This is a genomic window from Streptomyces pristinaespiralis (assembly GCF_001278075.1).
GTDB classification, from domain to species: Bacteria; Actinomycetota; Actinomycetes; order Streptomycetales; family Streptomycetaceae; genus Streptomyces; species Streptomyces pristinaespiralis.
This window is the reverse complement of record NZ_CP011340.1, coordinates 1,627,071-1,650,344: the sequence shown is the minus strand read 5'-3', so window position 1 is coordinate 1,650,344 and position 23,274 is coordinate 1,627,071. Positions and strand designations below refer to the sequence as shown.

Sequence of the window (23,274 nt, the reverse complement as noted above, 5' to 3'; positions counted from 1 at the left end):
GTTGCGGACCGGCCCCTTGAGAGCGGGACCCGCTCCCAGGTCATCTCCAGCTCAACAGTGCACAAGGGATCCGATTTCCACTCTTTACCCGTATGGCGCATTCTGCAACGCGGCCGCGGCGGCGTCGGCCAACCTGGCTCCGCACACGGCCCGCAGGCGACAACGCTCGCCGCCCATGTGCGAGGAGGAGAGGGCGATGAACAGACGAACAGGCGGGGTGGTCTGCGACATCACGGTCTCCGCCGACGGGTACTCGGCCGGTCTCCACCAGAGTGAGGAACGCCCGTTCGGCGACGACGGCGGCGACGGCTCGGGCGACAAGCTGCACGCCTGGATGTTCGACACTCCCGACGAGAACCGGGCCGAGGTCGACCGGCTGACCGCAGCCGGCGCGTTCATCATGGGCCGCAACATGTTCGGCCCCGTGCGTGGCGAGTGGGACCGGCGGTGGAACGGCTGGTGGGGCGACGATCCGCCGTTCCACGGGCCCGTGTTCGTGCTCACCCATCACGCGCGCGAGCCGCAGCCGATGGACGGCGGCACCACGTACCACTTCGTCACCGACGGAATCACGTCGGCACTGTCACACGCGCGAGCGGCGGCCGGCGACGGAGATGTCTCGGTCCTGGGCGGCGCGACCACCATCAACCAGTACCTCGCCGCCGGTCTGGTCGACGAGCTGCGACTGCACATCGTGCCCCTCACGCTCGGCGCCGGCACACGGCTGTTCGAGGGCGTCCCGCCGCTGGAACTGGAGCAGGTGACGTCGCGGCCGGCAAGCCTGGTCACGCACGTGACCTACCGCGTGCTGTCCTGACCGCCGGCGTTCAGCAGCTGCGAGAAAGGGATGGCGGTCATGGTTTCGGCCAGAGCGACGCCATATCTTTTCCTTTCTGTTTCGTCCTCTTCCGCCGCCTCTTTCTTGAAGCGGAGGACTTCGCGGGGCTTGTGCGACAAGATGTACGACCGGAATTCGCCGCCGGCTCCGTTCCACCCGTAGTACGAGAGAACGTATCGGGGCTGGCGAGTCACGTTGATCATGTTGTTGTTGTGGCGGACTCTGCCGCGATGGATGATGTGGTCGTCACATTCAAGGGGGGAGCAGAAGAACTGTTTCTCTTTCGGCCGCCAGGAATGATGAGGGGTCGAGAATTCCTCGTCGATTCTCCCGCGGTCCTTCCTCATGAGGGTCATGGTCAGGTATGCCTCGATCACGTCGTACTTCGCCGACGTGGGTACCTGGATCACCCTTTCCTGGGTGTATCGCTCGCCGGGCTCGAGCCACTTTCCGGGTCCGTAGAACGGGGCGGCGCTGATCGTCTCCCGAATGGGATCCTTGATGTAGCGCCCCACGCTCGATCCGTCCGACTTGGCGTCGATCCTCCTTCTCCACTCCAGGAGACCGCTCCCGTCGCTCGCGTACTCGGCGGAGACGCCGTAGATCCCGTAACCGTCGCTGGTGATGTAAGCCGGTACCTTTCCTGAATTCTGGGCCCGGAAGGTCACCGGGAGGTGGATCAGGGGCCGGCCGGCATCCATGTGCGGTGTCCCGAACTTTACGCTCAGGTCGAACAGGACCGGAGCGGACGTCGGCTGGTAGAGCGCGGAATACGCCAGGTTGAAGGTGGCCAGAAGCGTGGTCGCCGTCACTCCGGCCGCGAACTGCTTAGGATACGGAACACCCCTCCACGCCTTTTCCCTGATGAGCAGTTGGAGTGCCCACAGGGACCAGCACCAGAGCGGAAGGTACGTCAGCACATAGGGTGTGTACTCCCTTTCCTGGAGCCACATGAAGAGCAGCAGGCCATTGGTGACCAGCGCGATGAACGCGCCCAGAAGGATCACTGCTCCGGAAAATTTCAGCTTTCGCTTCCCCCAGTAATCGAGGGCCGCCACTGCCGCCACGCCCTGCACCACGCCCGCGAAGGCGAACAGGAAGCCGGTGACGCGTCCGGCGAAAGTCAGCGCCCCGATCGCATCCGGCATCCCCACGGCGACGAGCAGGGCCATCGAGCCCAGCAGCCCCGTCGTCATGAGCGCGACGGTCCAGCGCCGCCGCCCCGTGCGGGCGGGCCACGTCCCGCTGTCCCCGCCGAGCCACATGATGAGCGACCGGTCCTCCACATCCACGTCCTCGGGGTGACCGAGACGACGGAGAACCTTGCGTAACTCCCGCAGTGACCAGGCGCTTCCTACCGTTTCGCCGCCCATGGTGACCTCGCGCAGGCCGCGGCTGTCCGGTGGCCGCACGACGACCTTGGGTTTGTTCATGCGGCCACGATCAGTTTCGCCCCAGGTCCGTGCAAACCAGGTTGGACCGTCCAGCGCAGCATGATCGCCGGGGGCCCGGCGTCAGTAGCGGGGCTTGGCGACTTGGCCGTAGGCCCATTCACGGCCCTTCGACATCTCGAAGTGCAGGTGTGGTCCGGTGGAGTTTCCTGTGTTTCCCACCTTTCCGATCTGCTGGCCCGCGGCCACCTTCTGGCCCGGCTTCACCTGCCGCTGTGAGAGGTGGCAGTAGGTGTAGATGTGCCCGTTGTCCCCACGCAGTCCGATCCACTGGCCGTACGCGCCGCCCTCGCCGTTGGACCAGGCGATGGTGCCGTTGCGCACGGCGACCACCGGGGTGCCCGACCGGGCGGCGAAGTCCTGGCCGGTGTGCCGGCCGATACCGTCCGGCTTCCACGCGTACGGACCGGGGGAGAAGAACTCGAAGGTGACCTTGTGGCCGGGGACGGGCGACTTCACGTGGCCCTTGCTCGGGGGGGCCGCGCGGCCGGCGGCGGGCCGGGCGCCCTTGCAGTCGACCTTGAAGCCGGCGTGACGGCCCAGTGTGGTGAGGGACGCGCAGCCGGGCACACCGTCGGCGTCCGATCCCTTGAAGCCCTGGGCGATCTGTTCGGCACGGTAGGCGGCCCTGGTCTGTTCGCCGAAGAGCCCGGTGGCTCCGTCCGGGATCTTGCGGCCCCGGGCGATCAGGGCCTTCTGCACGGTGCGGACGTCCGCGTTCTTCTTGCCGAACTGGACGTTGGAGAGTGCGACCATGGCGGTCTCCTTAGTATCCGCGGGCGGGCCGGTCGGGGTCCGCCTGCTGTACGCGGGCGGCGAAGTTCGATCCCGACCGGTTCACGTCATAGCGGTCGCGCACGTAGTTGATCGTCGCGCACATGTCCGCGACCACGTCGTAGGGTGTGGTGGCCGTGCCCGCCTGGTGGTAGGCGGCGAACGTCGCCGGGACGCACTGCGTGGCGCCTCGGGAACAGTTCTGCGGGTGGCCGTCCGGGGCGAGCCGGCCCCGCGCGTTGGCGTCCGACACGTTCACCCGGAACCTCGGGTGGTTGTGGACGGACTCCCGCCGGGTGATGGTGGTCAGCGCCGGGACACCGAACCGCGGGTCCATGCCCGTCAGTTCGCATGCCTTCTTGGCGTAGCGCCGCATGGCCGCCTCACCGGAGTCGTCGTCGGGGTCGTGGTACGTGACCTGGCTGAGGCTGATCCCGCCGTTCCCGGCGGCGGGAGCGGCGCCCGTGCAGTCGACCGTGAAGCCGGCGTGACGGCCGAGGGCGGTGAGGGACGTGCAGCCGGGCACACCGTCGGCGTCCGATCCCGTGAAGCCCTGGGCGATCTGTTCGGCACGGTAGGCGGCCCTGGTCTGTTCGCCGAAGAGCCCGGTGGCTCCGTCCGGGATCTTGCGGCCCCGGGCGATCAGGGCCTTCTGCACGGTGCGCACGTCCTCGTTCTTCATGCCGAACCGGACACTGGACAGGGCGACCATGACCGGTCTCCTCCTCTCGTCGCTTTCAGGAGGCCGCAGCTTTCAAGGGGCCGCGGGGTGGGCCGGTGCGGGTGTGCCGCCGGGGCTTTCGCCGTCGGGACACGATCCGCGCCGGTTCAGCATTCACCGATGCCCGGAAGCCAGGCGTCCGGGTGGTCGATGAAGATGTTGGATACGTAGCCGCCGAGCGCGGGGACGAAGGACCAGGCGTCGTTGGTGTGGCCGGAGGCGTTCACCGTGTCGCCGTGCGTCTGGCACTGCACCAGCACCCGCGTCGGCCCCGACAGCACCGTGACGACCGGTGCCCCGACTCGCGGCTCCGCCCGTACGTTGACGCTCGTACCCCAGGTGACGAAGTTGCCGACCACGCCGTCGCCGCCCCCGTCGTCCGGCGTCTCACCCAGGACGGGGGCGCTCCAGTTCTGTGCGTCGTCGCAGAGCGGATCCGCCACCACGGAGAGATGGAAGTGCTTGTCGTGCGGGTTGGGACCGTCGTACGGCTCCCACTGCCAGCTCCGGTTGGTGGCGATCCGGCCGTTGGCGATCACGTACTTGATCCTCGGGTCGCGCGTTTCGAGCAGTTGGTCGGCCACCTGCTGGATGTCGAGACCGTGAGCGGGATCGTGGGTGAAGTCGCGGGCGGTGACGATGCCGGGCCCGTACCAGGGATTGTGGTCACTGGCGCTGCCGCGCGCCCAGTGGGCCTCGTCCCCGATGCCGCCGTCGAAGGCGAGGCTGCGTCCGGGGAAGCGGGCGTCGAGCTGCCGCCGAAGGGTTTCCAGGCTGTTCGCGACGCGCCACGACATGGTGGCCTCCTCGTCGATGTCGACCCGGCACTTCGTCGTCCCCCGGTTGCGGAACGACGGTCGATGCCGGCGCGCCTCCAAAGCCAACGTTACGAACGTGGTGTCAGCACGGCGTCAACCGGCCGTCGTCGGCCCGAGGACCCGGCTCACGGCCGGTCACGAAGTGCGCGGTCCTGCCGGTGCACGGGAAGCATCCGGGCGAACTGAGGGGACGGTTCAACCCCCAGTTCCTCGTTCAACAACCGGCGGAACGCCTGGTAATGGTGGACCGCCTCGCTGACGTTGCCCTCCGCGAGGTGCACCGACACGACGACCCGATGGCCGCTCTCCCGCAGCGGCTCGGCCCGTACGCCGGCCCAGGCCGCTTCCAGCGCAAGGGCCGGATTCCCCTGCCTGACGAGCATCTCTGCCAGCGCGTCGAGGGCGTGCAGCCGCAACTGCCGCAGGCGTTCACGCTCCAACAGCACCCAGTCCTCGTCCCAGCCGGTCAGCAGGTCCTCGCCTCGCAGCAGACCCAAGGGCAGACGGCCCGGGGGCGGGGAGCCGTAGCCCTGGACGACGCCGAGTGCCGTCTCGGTGAACGTGTGCACGTCCACCTGCAGGGTTTCCGCGGCCACGAGCCAGTCCCCGCAGCACCGGATCAGCGGTTGATCACCGCGCGGCAACTTCCACAGCGTCGTACGCAGACTGCCGCGGGCATGCTCCTCCGTGACCTCGGGCCACAACAGGCCGGCGAGTACCGTGCGGGACACTCGTCCTCGCAGTCCGACGAATGCGAGCAGTCGCTGGGCGTTCCGGCAGAGCTCGACGTGCTCGGCACCGAATTCCAGCCGGAACTGACCGAGCAGCCACAATCGAGGGGCGGGAGATGCCAGTTTGATCGCCTCGCTCAACAGTGCCTCGCTGACCGCCATCCTGCTGAAGAGGATGCCTGTCGTCTTTCATTTTCCGGCTCTCGCCCGAGGAGTGCAAGCGGCGAAGCCGCCCTCGCACCGCGGTGTTTCCACCCGCGTCTATCTGCTGGCCGGCCCCGGGGCTCGTGCGCGTTTTTCCTCCTTTTCCTTTTCTGCGTCTCCGACATTGCTTCCCGGCGCCTTGACGTTGTCGATCAGATGCTGGCCCTGCCGGTCGACGGCGCGAGTGACGGACTCCTGCAGGACTCCGAAGGCGAAGGCCCACGCACACACCTGCGTCGCCGTATCGAGGTTGGTCAGGCCGGGGAGGAACTCGCCACTCATCAGAAGTATCCCCGCCACTGCCGTCAGCGCTCCGACGGGGAGCCGCAGGATTATCAGTCCTGTCGCCACGTGGTAGGGCCCGGAAGTGCCTCTGACTCCCTTCAGCGACACGGCTCCCGCCACGGCTGCCGCGAACAGTCCGATGAACTCGAGGAAGAAGATGTTCGCCGCCTTCGGCGTCTCTCCCAAAGGGCAGACCCTGGTCATGCTTCCCCCGCCCTGCGTCCCCTCCATGTTCGTGAAGCACACTCGCTCTGCGACATCCGGTGCGAGGGCTCCCCAAATGCCCAGGGAAACGGCTATCAGCCAGAGGGCTCCTGCGGCCATGACGACTATCTGCGTAAAACTCCGGACCCGTGCTCTCTCCGCTTCTTCCGCCTGATAGGCGGCGTGCAGGGTCAGGGCCGCCAATTCCCTGCCGCTCGAATCCAGCGGTTTCGGCTGACGGCTGTAGCCGAATATTTTCCGCGGCGGGCTGTTCAGTGCGGCACTGAGTTGCTGCAGAAGCACGTCGTCGTGCATGAGGTGCAGCTTGGCGTGGGAGAGGGCGTACAGGCCCTTGTCGTGCAGCTCGCCTTCGGGGGCTATTCTGAGCAGGGCGACTTCGGCCTCGTGCACGTTCGCCAAAGCCCTGTCCGCCGATGCGCCCAGAAGCCGTTGCCACCTCGAGCAGTCCCGCAATGTGTTCCGGGCCGCCTCGAGGTGGGCATTCGCCGTGGCCACGGTCCTGGCGTCGTCGGGAGAAATCCGGCCCCCGGACTTCCGTCGTTCTTCGAACTTGTTCAGCTGCCCTTGCAGGTGCGCCACGTGAGCATTTACGCGCTGGTACCAGGAGGATCCCTTGACCGTGACGTCAGGGTTGTCATCACCTCTGCCACCCGTCATGGGTCCGTCCTCCTCGGCAGATACCTCAACTTCAGTGAACGCCTATGGGGTTTTGTGAGCAACTCAGGTCGAGGCCACATGTGGTGAGGGGTTACCGGTCCGGTCATGGAGCGGTCCCTGCAGCCGAGTTGCACACAGACCGGGGCGGACAGACGCTGAAAACCGATTTCCCGACTCCGCGGCAGAGAGGCCGGCGCCATGCATCAGACCGTGCGCGACCATTGGATCGCATTCAACAATCCGCTTGAGGGCAGGGTCGACTTCATGTACCTCGACCAGAAGGGATGGGTGAGCACCGGGATCGGCAACAAGATGGATCAGACCGCCGCGGCCAATTCTCCGCCGAGTCCGGCGGAACGGTCCGCCTCCCTGGCCCTGGCCAACGAGTTGCGATGGCTGGACGGCAGCGGTTCGCCGGTGTCGGCGGACCTCGTCGCCGCGGAATGGGACAACGTCAAGGCCCGTCTCGATCTCGCCCCGCAAGGGCACACGGCCTTCAAGCCCCCCTTCACGTCCTTGCATGTGGAGAACGACGAGATCGACCGCCATGTGTTCGCCAAGCTGGACCAGATGGAGTCGTTCCTCACGCAGCGCCCCGAGTTCACCGGCTTCGCCTCTTGGCCGGCCAACGCACAGCTCGCGACGCTGAGCATGTGCTGGGCGCTGGGACCGGCGTTCAAGTTCCCCAAGCTCCAGGGTCATGTGTCGGTCAGGAACTGGATCGGTGCGGCCGACGAATGCCATTTCACTCCGGACGAAGGCACCATCAGGATCCGGAACAAACTCGACCGTGCGCACTTCCTGCTGGCACGGACCGTCGAGGACCAAGGCCTTCCTGGCGACCGGCTGGCCCTCGACCTGTCGGACGTGTTCGGGGTCCAGGGCGCTCTGCTCGTCCTCGGCCACGACCCCGGACCCCAGGACGGCGCGGACGGGCCGCGCACCCAGGCGGCGGTCCGCGAGTTCCAGGGTGACAGCGGACTCGACCAGAACGGGTCCGGTGCCGACCCGGCCACCCTCGCCGCGCTGAGCTCCCGGCTCTCGGAGTCGGGCTTCACCGTGCTGGGGGTCTGACCGGCGAGGTCCGCGGCTGCGGGGTCGGTCCGAAGTCCGGGCGCGACCCCGTGTCTTCACCTGGTGCCGGCTGCCGCGACGCCCAGGCGGTCGGCGATGCGGCGGCGTACGGCCGCCATCTCGACACCTTTGGGATCGACCTTGCCCGGCTGCCATTCCAGGTGGCCTATCACGCTGCGCTCGCTCCAGCCGTGCGCCCGGCAGATGGCGGCGGCCGCCTTCTCGATCGCCTCCACCTGTGCCTCGGGCCACGGGTCCCGGCCGTCGCCGAGGTTCACGCACTCGAAGCCGTAGAAGTGGGCGTTGCCGTCGGCCTTGGCCTCGTTGTCCGGAGGCAGCGCGACCTCGTCGATGACCGCCTGGAGGACGTCGGGGTCGCCCAGCCCCGCGTGGTTGGCACGGCCGTTGCCGACCATGTGGACCGTGCCGTCCTTGGCGATGACGCCGTGGCACAGCGGGCCCGGCAGCGAGGAGTGCCCGTTGTAGCACAGCTCCACGCTGTTCTTCGTGCCCGAGGTGACCGTGTGGTGGATCATCACGCCGTGCATGGGGCCCCAGGCGCCCTTGTGGTTGCGGTTGTGGGTTCGCCACGACCGGTGTTCGACAACGGTGAGACCTTCTGCGCGCATCGCGGCGAGCAACCGGTCCGCTGAAAGTGGAGTAGCCATGATTCTCCTCGGGGAACTCGACCGGCGCCCCCGCTTCGAGTTGCTTCGAAATCCGAGGAGCCGCGAAGTCTGACATGCTCAATTCCCACTGTAAACCGGTTCCAGAGGGCCGGACCACCATCGATTCGGTCCAGTTGATTGAAAGCGGATTCATCAGCCCGTGTTCGTTGAAGGTGAACCGGTTGCCGCGCAAAATCACCCGTCAATCATTCGTCAACCACCCGTCACCGAACCGAAACTCCGGTAGTACTGCACGTTGCTCGCGCCTAGAATGAAGTCAATATCGCCGTCCCGTCTTCGGGAAAACCCTTGGAGCGATCAAGGGCGGCAGGCGCAGCGCGTGGCCGTCCACCGATCGGAACGGTAATGGCGCGGATCCAGTGTTTGCACGGCGGAACGAGCTGGAGGCGGAAGTGACTGCCATCGACGAGAAGTGGGGGCAGATCCAGTGGATCGGCGCCCCGTTCGACGCCGGCGCGGGAAGCAACGAGGGACCGAACCCCGACGGACGGGGCACTTCGCGTGACTTCGTCAACGGGTCCATCTACTGGTCGGCGGAGACCGGCGCGCACGAGGTGCACGGGGACATCCGGCTCAAGTACGCCCAGCTCCGCGGCTCCAGCGGATTCCTCGGGTACCCGGTGACGGACGAGACGGGCTGTCCCGACGGAAGGGGCCGGTTCAACCACTTCCAGGGCGGCTCGATCTACTGGACACCGTCGACGGGCGCCCATGAGGTGCACGGAGCCATTCGCGACCTCTGGGCGAGCATGGGCTGGGAGACCAGCTTCCTCGGCTATCCGGTGACGGACGAGATCGGCACGGGAGACAGCCGCTCCAGCCGCTTCCAGGGGGGCCACATCGCTTGGTCGCCCGCGCAGGGGGCGGAGGCGCACCGCAGTACCCCCTTCGACTGATCGGCGGCGAGGAGCGAGACGGGCGGCACTCGGAAGCAGGTGCCGCCCGGGAACAGCGAGGTTCCCATGCCCGGCAGTACCAAGCTCCCGATCGTGTACGTCCGGGGATTCGCCGGCGACACGAAGGGGATAGACAAATCCGTCAAGGACCCGTTCTACGGATTCAACGAGGGTTCCACCCATGTCCGGGTAGGAGCGGGAAACGTACCGAGCTTCCACCAGTTCGAGAGCCCCCTGCTGCGGCTCATACTCGACGAGGACTACAAGATCCTGGTCGAGGGCGGCCAGGACGCCTACCTGGACAGCCATGACAGCATTCCCTCCCATTCGATCTGGGTTCTGCGTTTCTACGACGCCTCCGCCAGCACATGGGGAACCGAGCCGAAGGAATTCCGGATCGAGGACGCCGCCGCGGACCTTCTGACGCTGGTCGACAAGCTTCGCGAAAAGTCGGGCGCGCCCCGTGTCCACCTGGTCGCCCACTCCATGGGCGGGCTCATCTGCCGCTGCCTCCTGCAGAAAGTGCTCCCCGACGCCGGCCGCGACCCGGCCGACTGCGTGGAGAAGGTGTTCACGTACGGATCGCCGCACGGCGGCATCACCTTCGACGCCGGGTTCGGTCTCTTCGAGAGGGTGCGCGACGTGACGGGCCTCAACGGTGCCGAGATCTTCGGGCCGGAGCGCATGTACGAGTACCTGACGTCGACGACGGACCTCGATCCCGACGGACGCCCACCGGACTGGCGCGCCCGGGACATGCCCGAGCGTGACAGCGCGCATCCGAAGGCGTTCCCGCTCTCCCGGATCTTCTGCCTGGTCGGCACCAACCCCAAGGACTACGACGTCGCCTTCGGCCTCTCCGCCGCGGTGGTCGGCGCCCACAGCGACGGGCTGGTGCAGATCGAGAACGCCTATGTGCCCGGCACGCACAGGGCGTTCGTGCACCGCAGCCACAGTGGCCGCTACGGTCTCGTGAACTCGGAGGAGGGCTACCAGAATCTACGGCGGTTCCTCTTCGGGGACCGCAAGGTCGAGGCGACGCTCACCGGCTGCCGGCTTCCGGCGATCGAGGGGACCACCTGGCAGGCCGAGGTCCGGCTGTCGGTGCGCGGGCTGCCCATCGTCATGCACGAGCAGACCGCGGAGCACTGGTGCCCGGTCCAACTGCCGTCGTCCGGCGACCTGGCGGACGTTCCGCTGACCACCGCGTTCCTGTGCAGCGGCCTGCGGCCGCACGGCAGCGACACCACCATGCGTTACGCACTTCAGCTGCGGATCCTGTCGCTGCGTGAGCAGCGAGGGTTCCTGAGCTTCGGTGACCACCTCGAGCAGACCCCCGACTTCGACGACACCCTCGTGGTCGACATCGGCGAGGGCACATGGGCCACATGGAACTCGCTCATCCCCGGAACGATCAGGAACCATGAGCCCGGCGGCGCTTCACTGCGGGACGAGGACAGCGGCGAGGGCAGCTGGATGGCACACATCCCGCTGCCGGACTCCGCGAAAGCGCTCCTCGGCGACCAGGCCCGGATCCGGCTGGCGGTCACCGGGTGGACCTGACGGCGCCGCCGCTGCCGAGGCATTCCGGCGGGGCGTCCTCGCCGTGACGGCTCAGCGGAGCAGGGCTCCCCGCAGGGTGATGCCGTGTCGCGTGCGCAGCCGCCGCAGCTCCCACATCGCCACGAGGGTGACGGACAGCGGCGCTCCCAGGGTGAAGGTCATCCGCACCCAGAACGGCACGCTGTCGTAGGCGCCCCGGAACAGGTCGAAGAGGGCGACTTCCCACACGAGCAGCGTCGCGAGCAGCGGCGGAACGGTCTCGTGGAGGTCTGCCGTACGGAAGACGTGCACGAGCGACTGCGCGATGCCGTAGAGACCGAACGGGCCGAGCCACAGCAGGAAGGCACCCAGGGCGAACAGCAGCACCACCCGCCCCGCGGAAGCCGTCCAGTTCGTGTCCTCGGTCACGTACCCCAGGCCCGTGATCAGTCGCGGAACGGCGAGCGTGACGACCAGCGCGAGCAGCGCCCCGGCGGGCTTGCCCACGCGGCGCAGGAACACGCGCCGGTTGGGCGGGCGGGCGGCCGCGATGAAGACGGCGACGGCGACCGGGAAGGTCACCGCCAGCACGATCAGGGTCGTACGGATCTGGCCGAAGCGGTCGTCCATCACGGCGTCGGCGTCCGACGCCAGCCCGTAGGACACCAGCATCCAGGTGACGGCGACCAGGCCGATGATCGTCCGAAGGACCTGGACCTTCTTGACCACCGGGTCGTGCACGCGGTCGGGCCGGGACGGCGTGAACACCGCGCGCCCGACGGCGATCGGATTGAAGAGACGCCCGAAGGTCAGCCGGCGCACCGGGGCAGGCGGCCACGGGCCCGGCGGCGGTAGGGGTGGCCCACCCGGTCCCGGCGGTCGTCCTCCGCCGTACGGGTTCCACGGCGCTCCGGCACCGCCCCCGTTTCCGCTCATCCCCGTGTCCTTCGCGTCGCCGTGCCAAGAGGTCACCAGGAGACTAGGCAACGGAAGCGCCTGAAACCATCTCCGTGCCGCTGCAGTTGCGCTGCAGTCGTGTGCCGACACGCCTACTGGGCCGCCACCGCCGGACATGCCGGGCCGGCAGGCGTTCCGTGGCACGGGAGGCCCGGCCGTAGCGCACGGGCAGCCACGCCGACGGGCGGGTGTCAGTGCCTGGTGTCACGCTGAGACGAAGGACCTGATCTGCGAAGGGAATGTTCGTGATCACCACTGATTTCGTCCCGGGCTCCCCCTGTTGGCTGGACCTCGGCACCCTCGACATCCCGGCCGCCGCGGCCTTCTACGGTGCGGTGCTGGGGTGGGACTACGAGTCCATGGGGGAGGGGGAGGACATGGAAGGCGGGATGTTCCGGAAGGACGGCAAGATCGTCGCCGGTCTCGGCAAGCTCACCGAGAAGGGCGCGCGCCCGGCCTGGATGATCTACTACTGCGTCGCCGACGCGGACGCCACGACCCAGGCCGTGGAGAGCGCGGGCGGCACGGTGCGGGTGGCGCCGAGGGACCTCGACGAGTGGGGCCGGATGGCGCAGTACAGCGACCCGCTGGGGGGCCAGTTCGCCGTCTGGCAGCCCGGGCAGAACAAGGGCGCCGACCTTGTGGACGAGCCGGGCTCGCTGTCCTGGACCGAGCTGTACACGAGCGACGTCGCCGCTTCCAAGGATTTCTACGGCCGGGTCTTCGGCTGGCAGTTCGGCGACATGGAGCTGCCGGGCGGCGGGGGCACCTACTCCCTCGTCACTCCCGCCGGGCTTCCGGAGGAGCGTATGCAAGGCGGCCTGATGGAGCTCCGTAAGGAGGACCTGGCTCTTGCGAACGGGCAACCGTACTGGCACCCGGTCTTCGCCGTCGCCGACTGTGATGCCGCGGTCGCACAGGTCACGGAGAAGGGCGGCAGCGTGCAGATGGGTCCGGAGGACGCGGAGGGCGTCGGCCGTCTGGCGGTCTGCCTCGACCCGTCGAACGCGGACTTCGTGGTGCTCACCCCGACCAGGAGCTGAACCCGGGCAGACCGGGTCGGCGGGCAGCCTCCGCACCGAGCACCGACCGGCAGGATTGCCGCTCATCGGCCGGGATCGAGTCCTCACCTGCGACCGCCGGCCGGCGCCCCGGCGACGGCGCCCGCTGCGCACGGCCACGTCGCGAGCCTCTGAGCCGTGCGGACCGCCCTCAGGGGCGTGGCGCGGACGGTGCTCCGTGACCGGCCGACGATGCGTCAGCGTGTGGAGCGGGTCGTCGCCGGGCTGTGCGGCGTGGTGGAGTGGGACGCGGCCGGCTCCTGGGCCGGCGTGGCTGATCGGGCCGCGCGGCGTGCGAGCAGGGGAGTGAGTACGGCTCCGGCGGCGATGAGGCCGGCGGAGACGAGGAACGCGGCCCGGTAGCCCTCGGTGAGGGCCTCGGTGCGGGAAAGGTGAGGCGCAGCGCCGGCTGTGGTCGAGGCGGCGAGTGTGCCGAGGAGGGCGAGGCCGATGGCGCCGCCGATCTGGCGGGTGGTGTTGACCAGGCCGCCGGCCAGGCCCGCGTCGGCGGGGTCCACGCCGGTGACGGCGGCGCTGGTGAGCTGGACGAAGGCGACGCCGAGTCCGAGGCCGATGACGAGGGTGGGGCCGAGCACGTCGGCGAGGAACGATCCCTGCGCCGAGACGCGGGACAGCCACAGCAGTCCGGACGCCTGCGTCAGCAGGGCGGCGGCGAGGGTGACATGGGCTCCCAGCCGGCCGGCGAGGCGTGGGGCGAGGGAGGAGCCGAGCATGTTCGCCGCGGCGAGAGGCAGTTGGGACAGCCCCGCCTCCAGCGGCCCGGCGCCGAGCACCTGCTGCTGGTAGAGGGGGAGGAAGAAGAACAGTCCGACCCACACGGCGCCCAGCAGCGTCATGACGAGATTGGCCGGGGCGACCGTACCTGTCGTCAGCAGCTGCGGCGGGATCAGGGAAGCGGGGTGGTGCCGTTCGACCACGACGAAGAGCAGGAGCAGAAGGGTGGCGGCGGTCAGGGAGGTCAGCACCAACGGATCGGTCCATCCGGAGCGCCGGGCGGCGGTGAGCCCGTGGACGAGGGCGACCAGCCCGAGCGTGACGGCGAGCGTTCCGGCGAGATCGAGCCGGCGGGCGGCTGGGGCGGGAGGGGCGGTCGCCGGCAGCAGTGTGGCGGCGGCGGCGCAGACGCAGGCCGCGCCGAATCCGGAGACGTGGAAGATCCAGGGCCAGCCGAGGCTCTCGGTGAGCAGTCCGCCCGCCAGTACCCCGGCCGCTCCTCCGGCGCCGGAGACGGCGCCCCACACCCCCAGCGCCCTGCCGCGGCCGGGACCGGGCGGGAAGAGCTGCATGACGAGGGCGAGTGCCGCGGGTGCGACGGCCGCGGCGCCGATCCCCTGGGCCGTACGGGCACCGATCAGCAGCCACGCCGTGGAGGCCAGTCCTGCGGTGATCGAGGCCGCCGCGAAGAGAGCGAGGCCCGCGAGGAGGACCCGCCTCCGCCCCAGGAGATCGCCGGCTCTCCCGCCCGACAGAAGCAGCGCCCCGAAGGCGAGTCCGTAGGCGTTGACGACCCAGGACATACCGCTGTCGGACAGACCGACCCCGTCGCGAACGGCGGGCAGAGCGACGTTGACGATGGATGTGCTCAGCGTGACAACGAATTGCGCGCCGGCCAGAACGATGAGAGCCGCTCCCCTGCGCGTGACCGACAGGGAGTGTGAGCTTCGGGTCGGGCCGATCGACTTCACGACAACTCCTTTGTGCGGTGGGACATCGGCTGTGCCGTTCCGGGATGCACGGGAACGGGCCCGTCGCGCTCCGGCGGGCACCGGAGGCGCGACCGCTTCCGGCGCCCGTCGGGTGAGCGCGCGGTCAGAGCGTGGTGTCGGGGATCCAGGAGCCGTGGATCATCGCGGGGACGCGGCGGGGCAGGTGGATGGTGGCGACCGGGGGGACGCTGAGGTCGGAGGCGTCGAGGATGAGCATCCTGGAGGCGTCGGCGTCGAGGTCGCTGACGACGGTGAGCAGGTATCCGGCGTCTTCGTCGGTGGCGGCTTCCGCCGGCACGAAGACCGCCTCGCTGGGCAGCTGACCGGTGCCGAAGGGCAGCAGCTGCCGGGTGCCGGTCGTGCGGTCGTACTTCACCAGCGTGTGGTTGCCGATGCCGAGGTCGTCGGGGAACGACAGCGCGTACTGGTAGCGGTGCTCGCGGCCGAGGAACGCGTCGTTGATGGTGGGGAACTCCACGGTCAGGTCGTCGGTCTGCTCCTCCGTGACGCGACCGGCCGCGAGATCGACGGTCCAGCGGCGGCTTCGCGAGCCGGAGTTGGGATCGGCGCCGCGGTCGGGCGCGCCGACCCACCAGTTCCAGGAGCGCTGCCAGCCCTCGCGGCCGACCGTGGGCCCTTCGACGACGATCCGGCCGAGTGCGTCCTCGTAGGCGTTGGCGAAGTGCATGCCGTATCCCTGGGCGATCTCGAACCAGCGCACCTTGCCGGCGCCGCCGATGCCGCGCGGCATGACCCCGATCCTGGTCGGCTGGGCGTCGCTCCAGGCGTAGGGGATGCCGGAGTGTTCGGACGGGTCGAAGGTGACCGAGCCCTCCAGGAAGACGACGTGGTGCTCGGTGAGGGCGAAGTCGTGCTTGAGCGCGGCCGTGGCGCCGGGGACCTCCTGGCTGTCGAGGACCTGTCCGTCGGGCGAGGCGACGTGGTGGATCAAGAACGGAGGGAAGGGCGAGGAGGCGAAGAAGTGCAGCTCACCGGTGACCGGGTCCTCCTTGGGATGGGCGGTCATGGCGGAGGTGAGCTTGCCGCCGAAGTCGAAGGCCCCCACGGTCTCCAGGTCGGCGGTCAGCTCGAAGGGCAGATTCGACTCGCACAGGGCCAGCAGGCGTCCGCCGTGCTCGATGACGTGGGTTCCGGCAGTGCTCGCGGTGAGGTCGGGGCCGTGCGCGGTCATGTAGGGGGCGCCGTCCAGGGCGGGGGTGTGCACCCAGCGGTTGCGGTACCACTCGGCGCGGCCGTCCCGGAGACGGATGCCGTGGACCATGCCGCTGCCCTTGAACCAGTGGGTCGGGGTGATGCCGGGCTTCGGGTTGTGACTGTTGCGGATCAACCTGCCGGTGAGCTCGGGCGGGATGCTGCCCTCGACTCCCAGGCCGGTGGCGGTGATCTCGTCGGCGACGGGGGTGTAGTGGCCGGTCAGGTAAGGCTTGTCGGTCATGACGGTGTCCGTTCTCCTGAGTCTCTTTGCGGGCGCGGGTGCGGGTGCGGGTGCGGCGAACGAAAAGCACCGCCGCGAATGCGTGGTCAATCACTCACTCTCGAGCGAAGAAATGTCGTCGGCATGCCCGGTGTTCAGGGGCGCCGCTCGGCCCGCTGCTTGAGGTTGTGGAGCCAGTGATCGAGGGAGGCGTCCAACGCCTGCTGGAGGACGGCGGTGTCGGCGGTGACCGGGTCGCCGGTCCAGGACTCCTCGGTGTGGACCTTCACCCCGTCCTCGGTCGGGGTGAAGGTCCACATGTGGACGGCGGTGATGCCCTGGGCCGGGCCGCCCCACACGATGCGACGCCCGGGCTCGATCTGCTTGACCGTGGAGGTGATCCCGTCGAGGCCGTCGGTGGACCACAGCCATGACGAGCCCGGCCTGAGCGGTCCCGGAGTCTGCTTGACCGACGAGTGCACCGCGGGCTGCCAGGCCGGCCACTGTTCGACGTCGGTCTGGATCCGCCACACGTGGTTCAGGGGTGCGTGGATGACGATGTCGTCGCGGGAGATCACCGGAGCGTTCCGGTCGATCTCGACGGGCTCGCGGTCGGGGTTGCCCGGCCCGAGGGCCAGGGGAAGCGCGGTCAATGCGGCGGTGGCGAGGGTGAGCATGGTGTTCCTCCGTCGGTTGTCGAGGGCTGTTGTGGGCCCTGCGTTCATGTGTGTTCGACCACTCACTCCTTCGGCCTGCGGAAACCAGCGGCCCAGGCCGAAGCGGGGGACGTAGAGGGAGTCGCGTGCGGCGTTTAAGGGTCAGTAGTGTCGGATGCCTGCCGCGAGGGTGCGTGTCCACGGGGCGTCCACGGTGTCGACGTCCATCGACACCAGAAGGTGACAGAGCATCCCGACGGCGAAGAACTCCTGCACCTGTCGGTCGTCACCCCCGGAGGCTCCGCGCACGTACTCCACCAGGCGTGCGTACCCGGCGCGTACGGCATCGCGGACGGCGGGCTCGGAGACCGCGGCGGCCTGGGCGTGCGTCTGCACCAGCATGAGGTCGTTGTCGCTGATCAGGCGGGCGTACGCGTCCCCCATCGCCGAGAGCACCGCCTCGGGCGAGCTGCCCTTCGCGGCGGCCGCACCGGCCTCCAGGCTCTCGCGGACCCGGACGAAGCAGTGCTCGACGACGGCGACGAAGAGGGCTTCCTTGTTGGGGAAGAGCCGGTAGACGTAGGCCTGGGAGATGCCGGCGGCCTTGGCCACCTCGGTGGTGGTGGTGCCGAAGTACCCCCGGGCCGCGAAGGCGCCGATCGCCGTGCGCAGCACGGTTTCACGACGTTCTTCGGCGGTGGACAGTTGGCGTCGGCGTTCCGTGTTCATGTGAGTACTTAACCACTCACTCTTTTCGCGTGTCAAACACGCTCAAAGGACGACTGATGCGACCGGCTGGTGGCCAGCTCGCTGTCGGCGAGCTGGTCACCAGTGCGCGGACGTCGACCGGGCCGTCCGTCAGGGCCTCTCGGCCGGGATACGGGTCGGGACGGTCGGGAGCACCACATGCTCCTGCACCGAGGCCGGTAGGCGGCCGGAGCGTGCGATCTCGAGCAGATTCGGCAGCTCGTAGTCCTGTGCCGCGTCGAGATCGACCGTGTATCCGAGGTCGCCCAGGCTCGCCACCGTCAGCCGGCTCAAGGGGTTGTTGCTGCCGTCGATGTTCGGTGACATCAGCTCGTTGTCGAAGACGCTCTCGCGCCAGTGGCCGCCCGCGCTTCCCGCGCCGCCGACATTGGCGACCGGCACCGGGGCGGGTCCTTCTCCGGTGAGCCTGCCGAACTCCTTCATGGCCTCCGGTCCGACGAAGGTCGGGTCGTCGCCCGGGAAGTCCTTCAGGACGGCGAAGTCGTCCCAGACGGTTCCGATTCCCAGTACGTGTCCCATCTCGTGGGTAATGACGTCGAGGAGTGAGCCTCCCTCTTCCATCTGGGTCAGGTCGGCGCTGTCGAACCTCATGCGCCCCTTCGCGGGAAGTCCGGCTCCGCTGGCCGCGTCGTCCCTCCGGAACCGCGTCGGGCCGGCCTGTCCGAGGATGTTGGGGACGTTGTTGACACCGTCGATCGGGACGCCTTCGGCGTCGATCAAGAGATCGTCGATCACGACCCTGCCGGTGAAGTCGTTGATGATCGCGGTCTCCAGGTCTCCCACGATGACGTGAGCCCAACGGTCCGCGGCCTCGGCGAAAACGCTCTTCTGGCTGTTCGTCAGCCCTCCGAGGAACCGCACCTCGATCTGGAACGGAGACGTGGTGGCGGCGAGTTCTGCGGCGCGGCCGCTGTCAGCGACTGCCCTGTACGTTTCAAATGGGTCATTGATGTGCCTGCCCATGGCTACTTCTCCCATCGCGTGCAGCCGGCTTTGTGCCCCCTGAATAACGTTAGGCGTGTTCAGAGTTGTAGGCGATGCAACCAAATATCGTTGAAAGTTCGCCTGTTTTCGCAGTGCATGGCATTACATGTCCGGGGCCCGGCCGTATCCTGGAAGGTGCACGGCAGAGCGGGAAGTCCAGGCCGTTCGCTTCCGGTTCAACCACCGCTGGGCGCCATGATTCCGGCAGGGCTTCTCACGCCTGAACTTCATGCGTGAAGGGAGCCTTCCATGGCTGCCAAGAAGCGGCGGTCCGCCGGTCCAGGCCCCTCCCCGAGCGGCCAGGACAAACTGATCAGCGACCTCAAGCAGTTCATCCGTACCCGGGGGCCGGGCTTCCTCAGCGACCCGAACGTGTCCTCGATCGGTATCGGGTACAAGGAGAAGAACGGGAAACGGGGCAAGGAACTGGCCCTTCAGTTCACGGTCGACAAAAAGGTCCGGCCGGAGGGACTGGACGAACTGAGGACCGCCGAGATCCCCGCCACCATCGACATAGGCGGCGTCCCGGTGCCGACCGATGTCGTCCAGCGCACCTACAAGCCGCACTTCCTCGTGGTGGCCGAGGGTGAGACGCCGCAGCGGCAGAAGCGCGTCGATCCGGTCCGCCCCGGGGTGAGCGTCGGCAACATCAAGGTGACCGCCGGCACCTTCGGATGCATCGCCTTCGACAGGAACGACGGCTCGCCCTGTGTGCTGAGCAACTGGCACGTGCTGAACGGCCGTAAGGGCGAGCTCGGCGACGTGGTCGTGCAACCCGGCACGGCCGACGACAGCCGCATCGCGATGAACCGGCTCGGCAGGCTCAAGCGCGCCCACCTCGGCAGGGTCGGCGACTGCGCTGTGTCGACGGTCACCGATCGTGAATTCACCAGGGACATCCTCGACCTCGATGTCACGCCGACGAAGCTGGGCGAACCGCAGATCGACGACAAGGTCGTCAAGAGCGGCCGCACCACGGGCGTCACGCACGGCCTGGTGAGGAGGCCCTTCGCCCTCGTCGGCATCAACTACGGCGGGTCGGTCGGGGTGCGCGAGATCGAATGCTTCGAGATAGGTCCCGACCCCAGGCATCCCGCGGACGGCGACGAGATCAGCCTGACCGGCGACTCCGGATCGGTCTGGATGTTCACGACCCGGTCCGGCAGGCCCACGGACGTCATGGCCGGTCTGCACTTCGGTGGTGAGGGGGACGGGGACCCCGAGGACCGCGCTCTGGCCTGCTTCCCCCAGGCGGTCTTCGACGAACTGAAGATCACCCTCGTACCGCCGGACCCCGAATCGCTGGAGGCCCTGACCGGCTACGACCCGGGCTTCCTCGCGGTACCGATCGGAACGCCGCAGCTCAACCCGTCGATCAAGGAGGACGCGGTCCGGATCAACGGCTCCGAGGTGATCCCGTACACGCACTTCTCGCTGGCCCTCAGCACGTCGCGGCGCTTCGCCGTCTGGGTGGCCTGGAACATCGACGGCGGCACCCTCAAGAAGCTCGACCGGAAGGGCATCGGCTTCGCCAAGGACCCGCGCCTTCCCGCCGCCGCCCAGGTCAGCAACGAGCTGTACAAGGGCCGCAACAACCGGCTCGACCGCGGCCACATCGCGCGCCGCGCCGACGTGGTCTGGGGCTCGTTGCCCGAGGCGAAGAAGGCCAACAAGGACTCGTTCTTCTACACCAACATCACCCCGCAGATGGACGACTTCAACCAGAGCGGGCGGAACGGCATCTGGGGCCACCTCGAGGACGCGGTCTTCGAAGACGTCCGCGTCGACGAGCTCAAGGTCAGTGCGTTCGGCGGCCCGGTCTTCCACGAGGACGACCGCGTCTTCCGGGGGGTCAAGCTCCCGCGCGAGTTCTGGAAGGTGCTCGTCTTCTCCGAGTCCGGCAAGCTCAAGTGCAAGGCGTTCCTGCTGACGCAGAACCTGGAGGTGCCCGAAGCCCTCGAACTCGACGAGTTCCGGGTGTTCCAGGTCAAGCTGTCCGAGATCCGGACGCGGACCCACCTGCGCTTCCCCGACGCGATGACCGCGGCGGACACGCTGATGGTCCCGGAGTCCGTGGAGGACCGGACCCCACTGGAGCGTCAATCCGACATCGACTGGAGCTAGGGCCTCCGAGCAGTCCGGGACGAAGACCCGACGCGTCCTCACCGCCTTGGCGGGTGCCCGGGCCGGTGGAGCCGGGGCGCCGCCCGGCGGGCGGCGCCCCGACATCGCTGTTCCGTTGTCAGTCGGCCGGGGTCAGCGCTACCTCGGCGCTGCTCGAGAGGGCGGGCAGGCCGTTCGGGGGCGTGTCCGTGTAGGCGGCGTTGAACACGGCCTTCAGGTTGTCGGCACCAGCGTGTCCGCCGTCCACGAAGGTCTCGAACGATCCGCTGCAGCCGTTGCTGGTAGAGAGCGGATGTCCATGGGTGTCGTGACCGAGGATGAACGAGACGGTCACCTTCGAGCAGTCCACAGGCTGATCGTCCGTCACGGTGACCTTCCACGTGACGGTGTCACCCCAGTGGAACGCCGTGCCGCCGTGCGGAGCCGGATCGGTCGTCAGTGAGACGACCGGCGCCTTGTTGCCCACGACCACCGGCACCGAGGCCGCGGCCGAGCGGCCCGTGCTGTCGGTGACCTTCAGCGTGGCGTCGAAGACGGCGTTCCTGGTGAACGTGTGCTTCGGGTTCGGCTCGGTGGAGTCCACGGTGCCGTCGGCGTCGAAGTCCCACGAGTAGCTGAGGGCGTCACCGTCGGCGTCCGTGGTGCCGGCGCTGGAGAACTGGACGGTCAGCGGGTTGGTGCCGTTGGTCACGTCGGCGGCGACCTTGGGCTCCGGGGTCCGGTTGCCCCTGGTGTAGTCGATGCGGGCGAGCTGGGCTTCGGGGAGTTCGGCGAAGTAGCCGGTGCCGTACTCGAGGACGTAGAGCGCGCCGTCCGGGCCGAACTCGGCATCGATCGGGCCGTCGGTGGTTATCGAGGGGATCGCGTCCTCGATCTTCTCGACCTGGTTCTTCCTGCCGAGAGTGATGGCCTTCATCTGGTCGCGGGTCCACTCGTAGAAGAGAGGCTTGCCGTCGAAGTAGGCGGGCCAGCGGTTCTCCGCGGTGTTCCGGCGGTCGTAGCGGTACGCCGGACCGCCCATCGGGCCGATGCCGCCCGTGCCGAGCTCCGGGAACTTCTCGGAGGCGCCGTAGCCGTACACGATCTCCGCGTCGGTCACCGGCGGCAGTTCGCGCAGGCCGGTGTTGTGGGCCGAGTCGTTGACCGGCCTGGCGCAGTCGAACGGACCGGCGGACTTCTTCGTGGCGAAGTCGTAGTCCTGGTACGGCATGTCCTGCGTGACGCAGAACGGCCAGCCGTAGTTCGCCGGACGGTCGATGACCATCCAGCGGCCCTGGCCGGAAGGCCCGCGGCCGGGATCCGCCTTGCCGGCGTCGGGCGAGTAGTCGCCGAGGTAGACCTCGCCGGTCCTGTCGTCCACCGCGAAGCGGAACGGGTTGCGCAGACCCATGGCGTAGATCTCGGGACGGGTCTTCGGTGTGCCCGGCTCGAAGAGGTTGCCGTCCGGGACGGTGTAGCCACCGTTCTTCTTCACCTTGATGCGCAGCACCTTGCCGCGCAGGTCGTTGCTGTTGCCCGAGGTGCGGCGGGCGTCGTAGGCCGGGTTCCGGCGGGGGCTGTCGTCGATGGGGCTGTAGCCGTCGGAGGAGAACGGGTTGGTGTCGTCACCGGTGGACAGGAAGAGGTTGCCCTTGTGATCGAAGTCGATCTTGCCGCCGACATGGCAGCAGGTACCGCGGTCCGCTGGGACGTCGAGGATCTTCTGCTCGCTGGCGAAGTCGAGCCGGTTCCCCTCGAGCTTGAAGCGGGAAAGGCGGGTGAAGCCCTTGTACTTGGCGAAGTCCTCGGCCGTGCCCGCCTGCGGCGCGTCACCCTCGTTGACGCCCGGCGTGGCCGGGTTGTCCATGGGGGTGTCGAGACGGGGTGAGTAGTACAGGTAGACCCACTTGTTCTTGCCGAAGTCGGGGTCGACCGCGATGCCCTGCACGCCCTCCTCGTCATGCTGGTAGAGGCCCGAAGGGCTCTTCTTCAGGTCGGCGGCGAGGAAGTTCACTCCGCTCTTCGGATCGTGGATCCGGACCTCACCCGTGCGTGCGGTGTGCAACACGCGCAGATCGGGCAGGACGGCGAGGGCCATGGGCTCGCCCGGGCGGTCGTTGAGAGTGACCTTCTGGAAGGCGGAGGTGACCGGCGGGTCCGAATCCACCTTCACCGGCTGGCCGTTGGCCGTGGGCTGGAATCCGACTGTCAGGGCGAGCGCCCCTGCTCCCATGAGGGTGGCGATCCTTCTCTTGCGCACTCAGAACTCCTCGGTCCTGGACGGCTGCCGCGAGACATGGGACATGCCGCGCGCAGTGCAAGGGGGTTGTCGCCCGTGCACTGTTGAAAACCGGAGCAGACGCTAGGGTCCGGCTTTTGCCTCGTCAAGGACAAAGATTGCTTTCTGTTGGAAGAACTAAGGATGGGTCGAGCTCAACTTCCCCAAATTTGCCCCTATATGAGGATGGCCGGCCCTCGCTGCCCCTTGCCTGGGAGCCGTTCTCGGCTGCAGCGAGATGAGTTGGGGGGGACGGTCGGTCCGGCAGGCCTGAAAGGAGCAGGCCCAGTGGTCCGGTTGACCGTCGCGGGGTCGCCGGCGGCCTGCACCGTCACGACGGGGCCGTCATCGACGGTGAGCGCCCCGAGGCGCGAGGGTAGGCAGCGCTCGGCGATGGCCG

19 protein-coding genes and 1 pseudogene are annotated in these 23,274 nt (G+C 68.2%); 6 read left to right on the top strand and 14 right to left on the bottom strand.

The window, feature by feature from the left end; translation table 11 throughout:
- Positions 1-196 precede the first annotated feature (196 nt).
- Complete coding sequence (locus tag SPRI_RS06870) at positions 197-817, top strand: dihydrofolate reductase family protein (RefSeq protein WP_037773319.1); 621 nt, start codon at positions 197-199, stop codon at positions 815-817.
- Here the strand turns inward: SPRI_RS06870 and SPRI_RS06865 are convergent.
- The 6 genes from SPRI_RS06865 to SPRI_RS06840 form a co-directional block, all read right to left on the bottom strand.
- Positions 799-2,271, bottom strand: coding sequence for a hypothetical protein (locus SPRI_RS06865; protein WP_005309709.1), 1,473 nt, complete (start codon positions 2,269-2,271; stop codon positions 799-801). The two genes, SPRI_RS06870 and SPRI_RS06865, sit on opposite strands and share 19 nt — an antisense overlap.
- Positions 2,272-2,352: 81 nt before the next feature.
- Positions 2,353-3,045 carry a peptidoglycan DD-metalloendopeptidase family protein gene (locus SPRI_RS06860; protein WP_005309706.1) on the bottom strand — a complete coding sequence of 231 codons (693 nt, stop codon included), beginning with the start codon at positions 3,043-3,045 and terminating at the stop codon, positions 2,353-2,355.
- 10 nt (positions 3,046-3,055) lie between these two features.
- Entirely contained in the window at positions 3,056-3,775 is a 720-nt protein-coding gene (locus tag SPRI_RS39200; protein WP_234020338.1) for a peptidoglycan-binding protein, read from the bottom strand.
- A 116-nt stretch (positions 3,776-3,891) separates the two neighbouring features.
- Positions 3,892-4,581 carry an SH3 domain-containing protein gene (locus tag SPRI_RS06850; protein WP_037776052.1) on the bottom strand — a complete coding sequence of 230 codons (690 nt, stop codon included), beginning with the start codon at positions 4,579-4,581 and terminating at the stop codon, positions 3,892-3,894.
- Positions 4,582-4,727: 146 nt separating this feature from the next.
- Positions 4,728-5,495, bottom strand: a complete 768-nt coding sequence (locus SPRI_RS06845) for an AfsR/SARP family transcriptional regulator (protein ID WP_005309698.1) — start codon at positions 5,493-5,495, stop codon at positions 4,728-4,730.
- Positions 5,496-5,594: 99 nt separating this feature from the next.
- Positions 5,595-6,704 (bottom strand): hypothetical protein, encoded by a 1,110-nt coding sequence (locus SPRI_RS06840; protein WP_005309696.1) that lies wholly within the window; start codon positions 6,702-6,704, stop codon positions 5,595-5,597.
- A gap of 198 nt (positions 6,705-6,902) precedes the next feature.
- Here SPRI_RS06840 and SPRI_RS38765 point away from each other — a divergent pair, with 198 nt between their 5' ends.
- Complete coding sequence (locus SPRI_RS38765; protein ID WP_005309692.1) at positions 6,903-7,778, top strand: peptidoglycan-binding domain-containing protein; 876 nt, start codon at positions 6,903-6,905, stop codon at positions 7,776-7,778.
- A gap of 65 nt (positions 7,779-7,843) precedes the next feature.
- On the opposite strand, the pseudogene SPRI_RS06830 reads toward SPRI_RS38765, so the two are convergent.
- Positions 7,844-8,446, bottom strand: a pseudogene (locus SPRI_RS06830) (N-acetylmuramoyl-L-alanine amidase); the annotation flags it as partial.
- A 413-nt stretch (positions 8,447-8,859) separates the two neighbouring features.
- Here SPRI_RS06830 and SPRI_RS06825 point away from each other — a divergent pair.
- Both SPRI_RS06825 and SPRI_RS06820 read left to right on the top strand, forming a co-directional pair.
- Positions 8,860-9,363 (top strand): LGFP repeat-containing protein, encoded by a 504-nt coding sequence (locus SPRI_RS06825; RefSeq protein ID WP_106428400.1) that lies wholly within the window; start codon positions 8,860-8,862, stop codon positions 9,361-9,363.
- 66 nt (positions 9,364-9,429) lie between these two features.
- On the top strand, positions 9,430-10,926 hold the full coding sequence (locus SPRI_RS06820) for an esterase/lipase family protein (protein WP_005309684.1): 1,497 nt from the start codon (positions 9,430-9,432) through the stop codon (positions 10,924-10,926).
- Between the two features lie 51 nt (positions 10,927-10,977).
- On the opposite strand, the gene SPRI_RS06815 is transcribed toward SPRI_RS06820, so the two are convergent.
- A complete protein-coding gene (locus tag SPRI_RS06815) occupies positions 10,978-11,727 on the bottom strand; it encodes a hypothetical protein (protein ID WP_037773315.1) in 750 nt (249 codons plus the stop codon).
- A 380-nt stretch (positions 11,728-12,107) separates the two neighbouring features.
- Between SPRI_RS06815 and SPRI_RS06810 the strand changes: the two genes are divergently transcribed.
- On the top strand, positions 12,108-12,905 hold the full coding sequence (locus SPRI_RS06810; protein ID WP_005309678.1) for a VOC family protein: 798 nt from the start codon (positions 12,108-12,110) through the stop codon (positions 12,903-12,905).
- A 215-nt stretch (positions 12,906-13,120) separates the two neighbouring features.
- Here SPRI_RS06810 and SPRI_RS06805 read toward each other — a convergent pair whose 3' ends face one another.
- The 5 genes from SPRI_RS06805 to SPRI_RS06785 all read right to left on the bottom strand — a co-directional run bounded on the left by SPRI_RS06805 (position 13,121) and on the right by SPRI_RS06785 (position 18,472).
- Positions 13,121-14,629 carry an MFS transporter gene (locus tag SPRI_RS06805; RefSeq protein ID WP_106428399.1) on the bottom strand — a complete coding sequence of 503 codons (1,509 nt, stop codon included), beginning with the start codon at positions 14,627-14,629 and terminating at the stop codon, positions 13,121-13,123.
- Positions 14,630-14,753: 124 nt separating this feature from the next.
- Positions 14,754-16,106, bottom strand: coding sequence for a carotenoid oxygenase family protein (locus tag SPRI_RS06800; protein ID WP_005309673.1), 1,353 nt, complete (start codon positions 16,104-16,106; stop codon positions 14,754-14,756).
- 134 nt (positions 16,107-16,240) lie between these two features.
- On the bottom strand, positions 16,241-16,762 hold the full coding sequence (locus SPRI_RS06795; protein WP_005309670.1) for an SRPBCC family protein: 522 nt from the start codon (positions 16,760-16,762) through the stop codon (positions 16,241-16,243).
- A 141-nt stretch (positions 16,763-16,903) separates the two neighbouring features.
- A complete protein-coding gene (locus SPRI_RS06790; RefSeq protein WP_005309667.1) occupies positions 16,904-17,470 on the bottom strand; it encodes a TetR/AcrR family transcriptional regulator in 567 nt (188 codons plus the stop codon).
- A 129-nt stretch (positions 17,471-17,599) separates the two neighbouring features.
- Positions 17,600-18,472 (bottom strand): leishmanolysin-related zinc metalloendopeptidase, encoded by an 873-nt coding sequence (locus tag SPRI_RS06785; protein ID WP_037773313.1) that lies wholly within the window; start codon positions 18,470-18,472, stop codon positions 17,600-17,602.
- Positions 18,473-18,742: 270 nt separating this feature from the next.
- Here SPRI_RS06785 and SPRI_RS06780 point away from each other — a divergent pair, with 270 nt between their 5' ends.
- Positions 18,743-20,617: a DNA/RNA non-specific endonuclease gene (locus tag SPRI_RS06780; RefSeq protein ID WP_005309661.1), complete on the top strand. Its 1,875-nt coding sequence runs from the start codon at positions 18,743-18,745 to the stop codon at positions 20,615-20,617.
- 118 nt (positions 20,618-20,735) lie between these two features.
- Here the strand turns inward: SPRI_RS06780 and SPRI_RS06775 are convergent, their stop codons facing one another.
- A complete protein-coding gene (locus SPRI_RS06775) occupies positions 20,736-22,856 on the bottom strand; it encodes a PQQ-dependent sugar dehydrogenase (RefSeq protein WP_005309658.1) in 2,121 nt (706 codons plus the stop codon).
- Positions 22,857-23,274 lie beyond the last annotated feature (418 nt).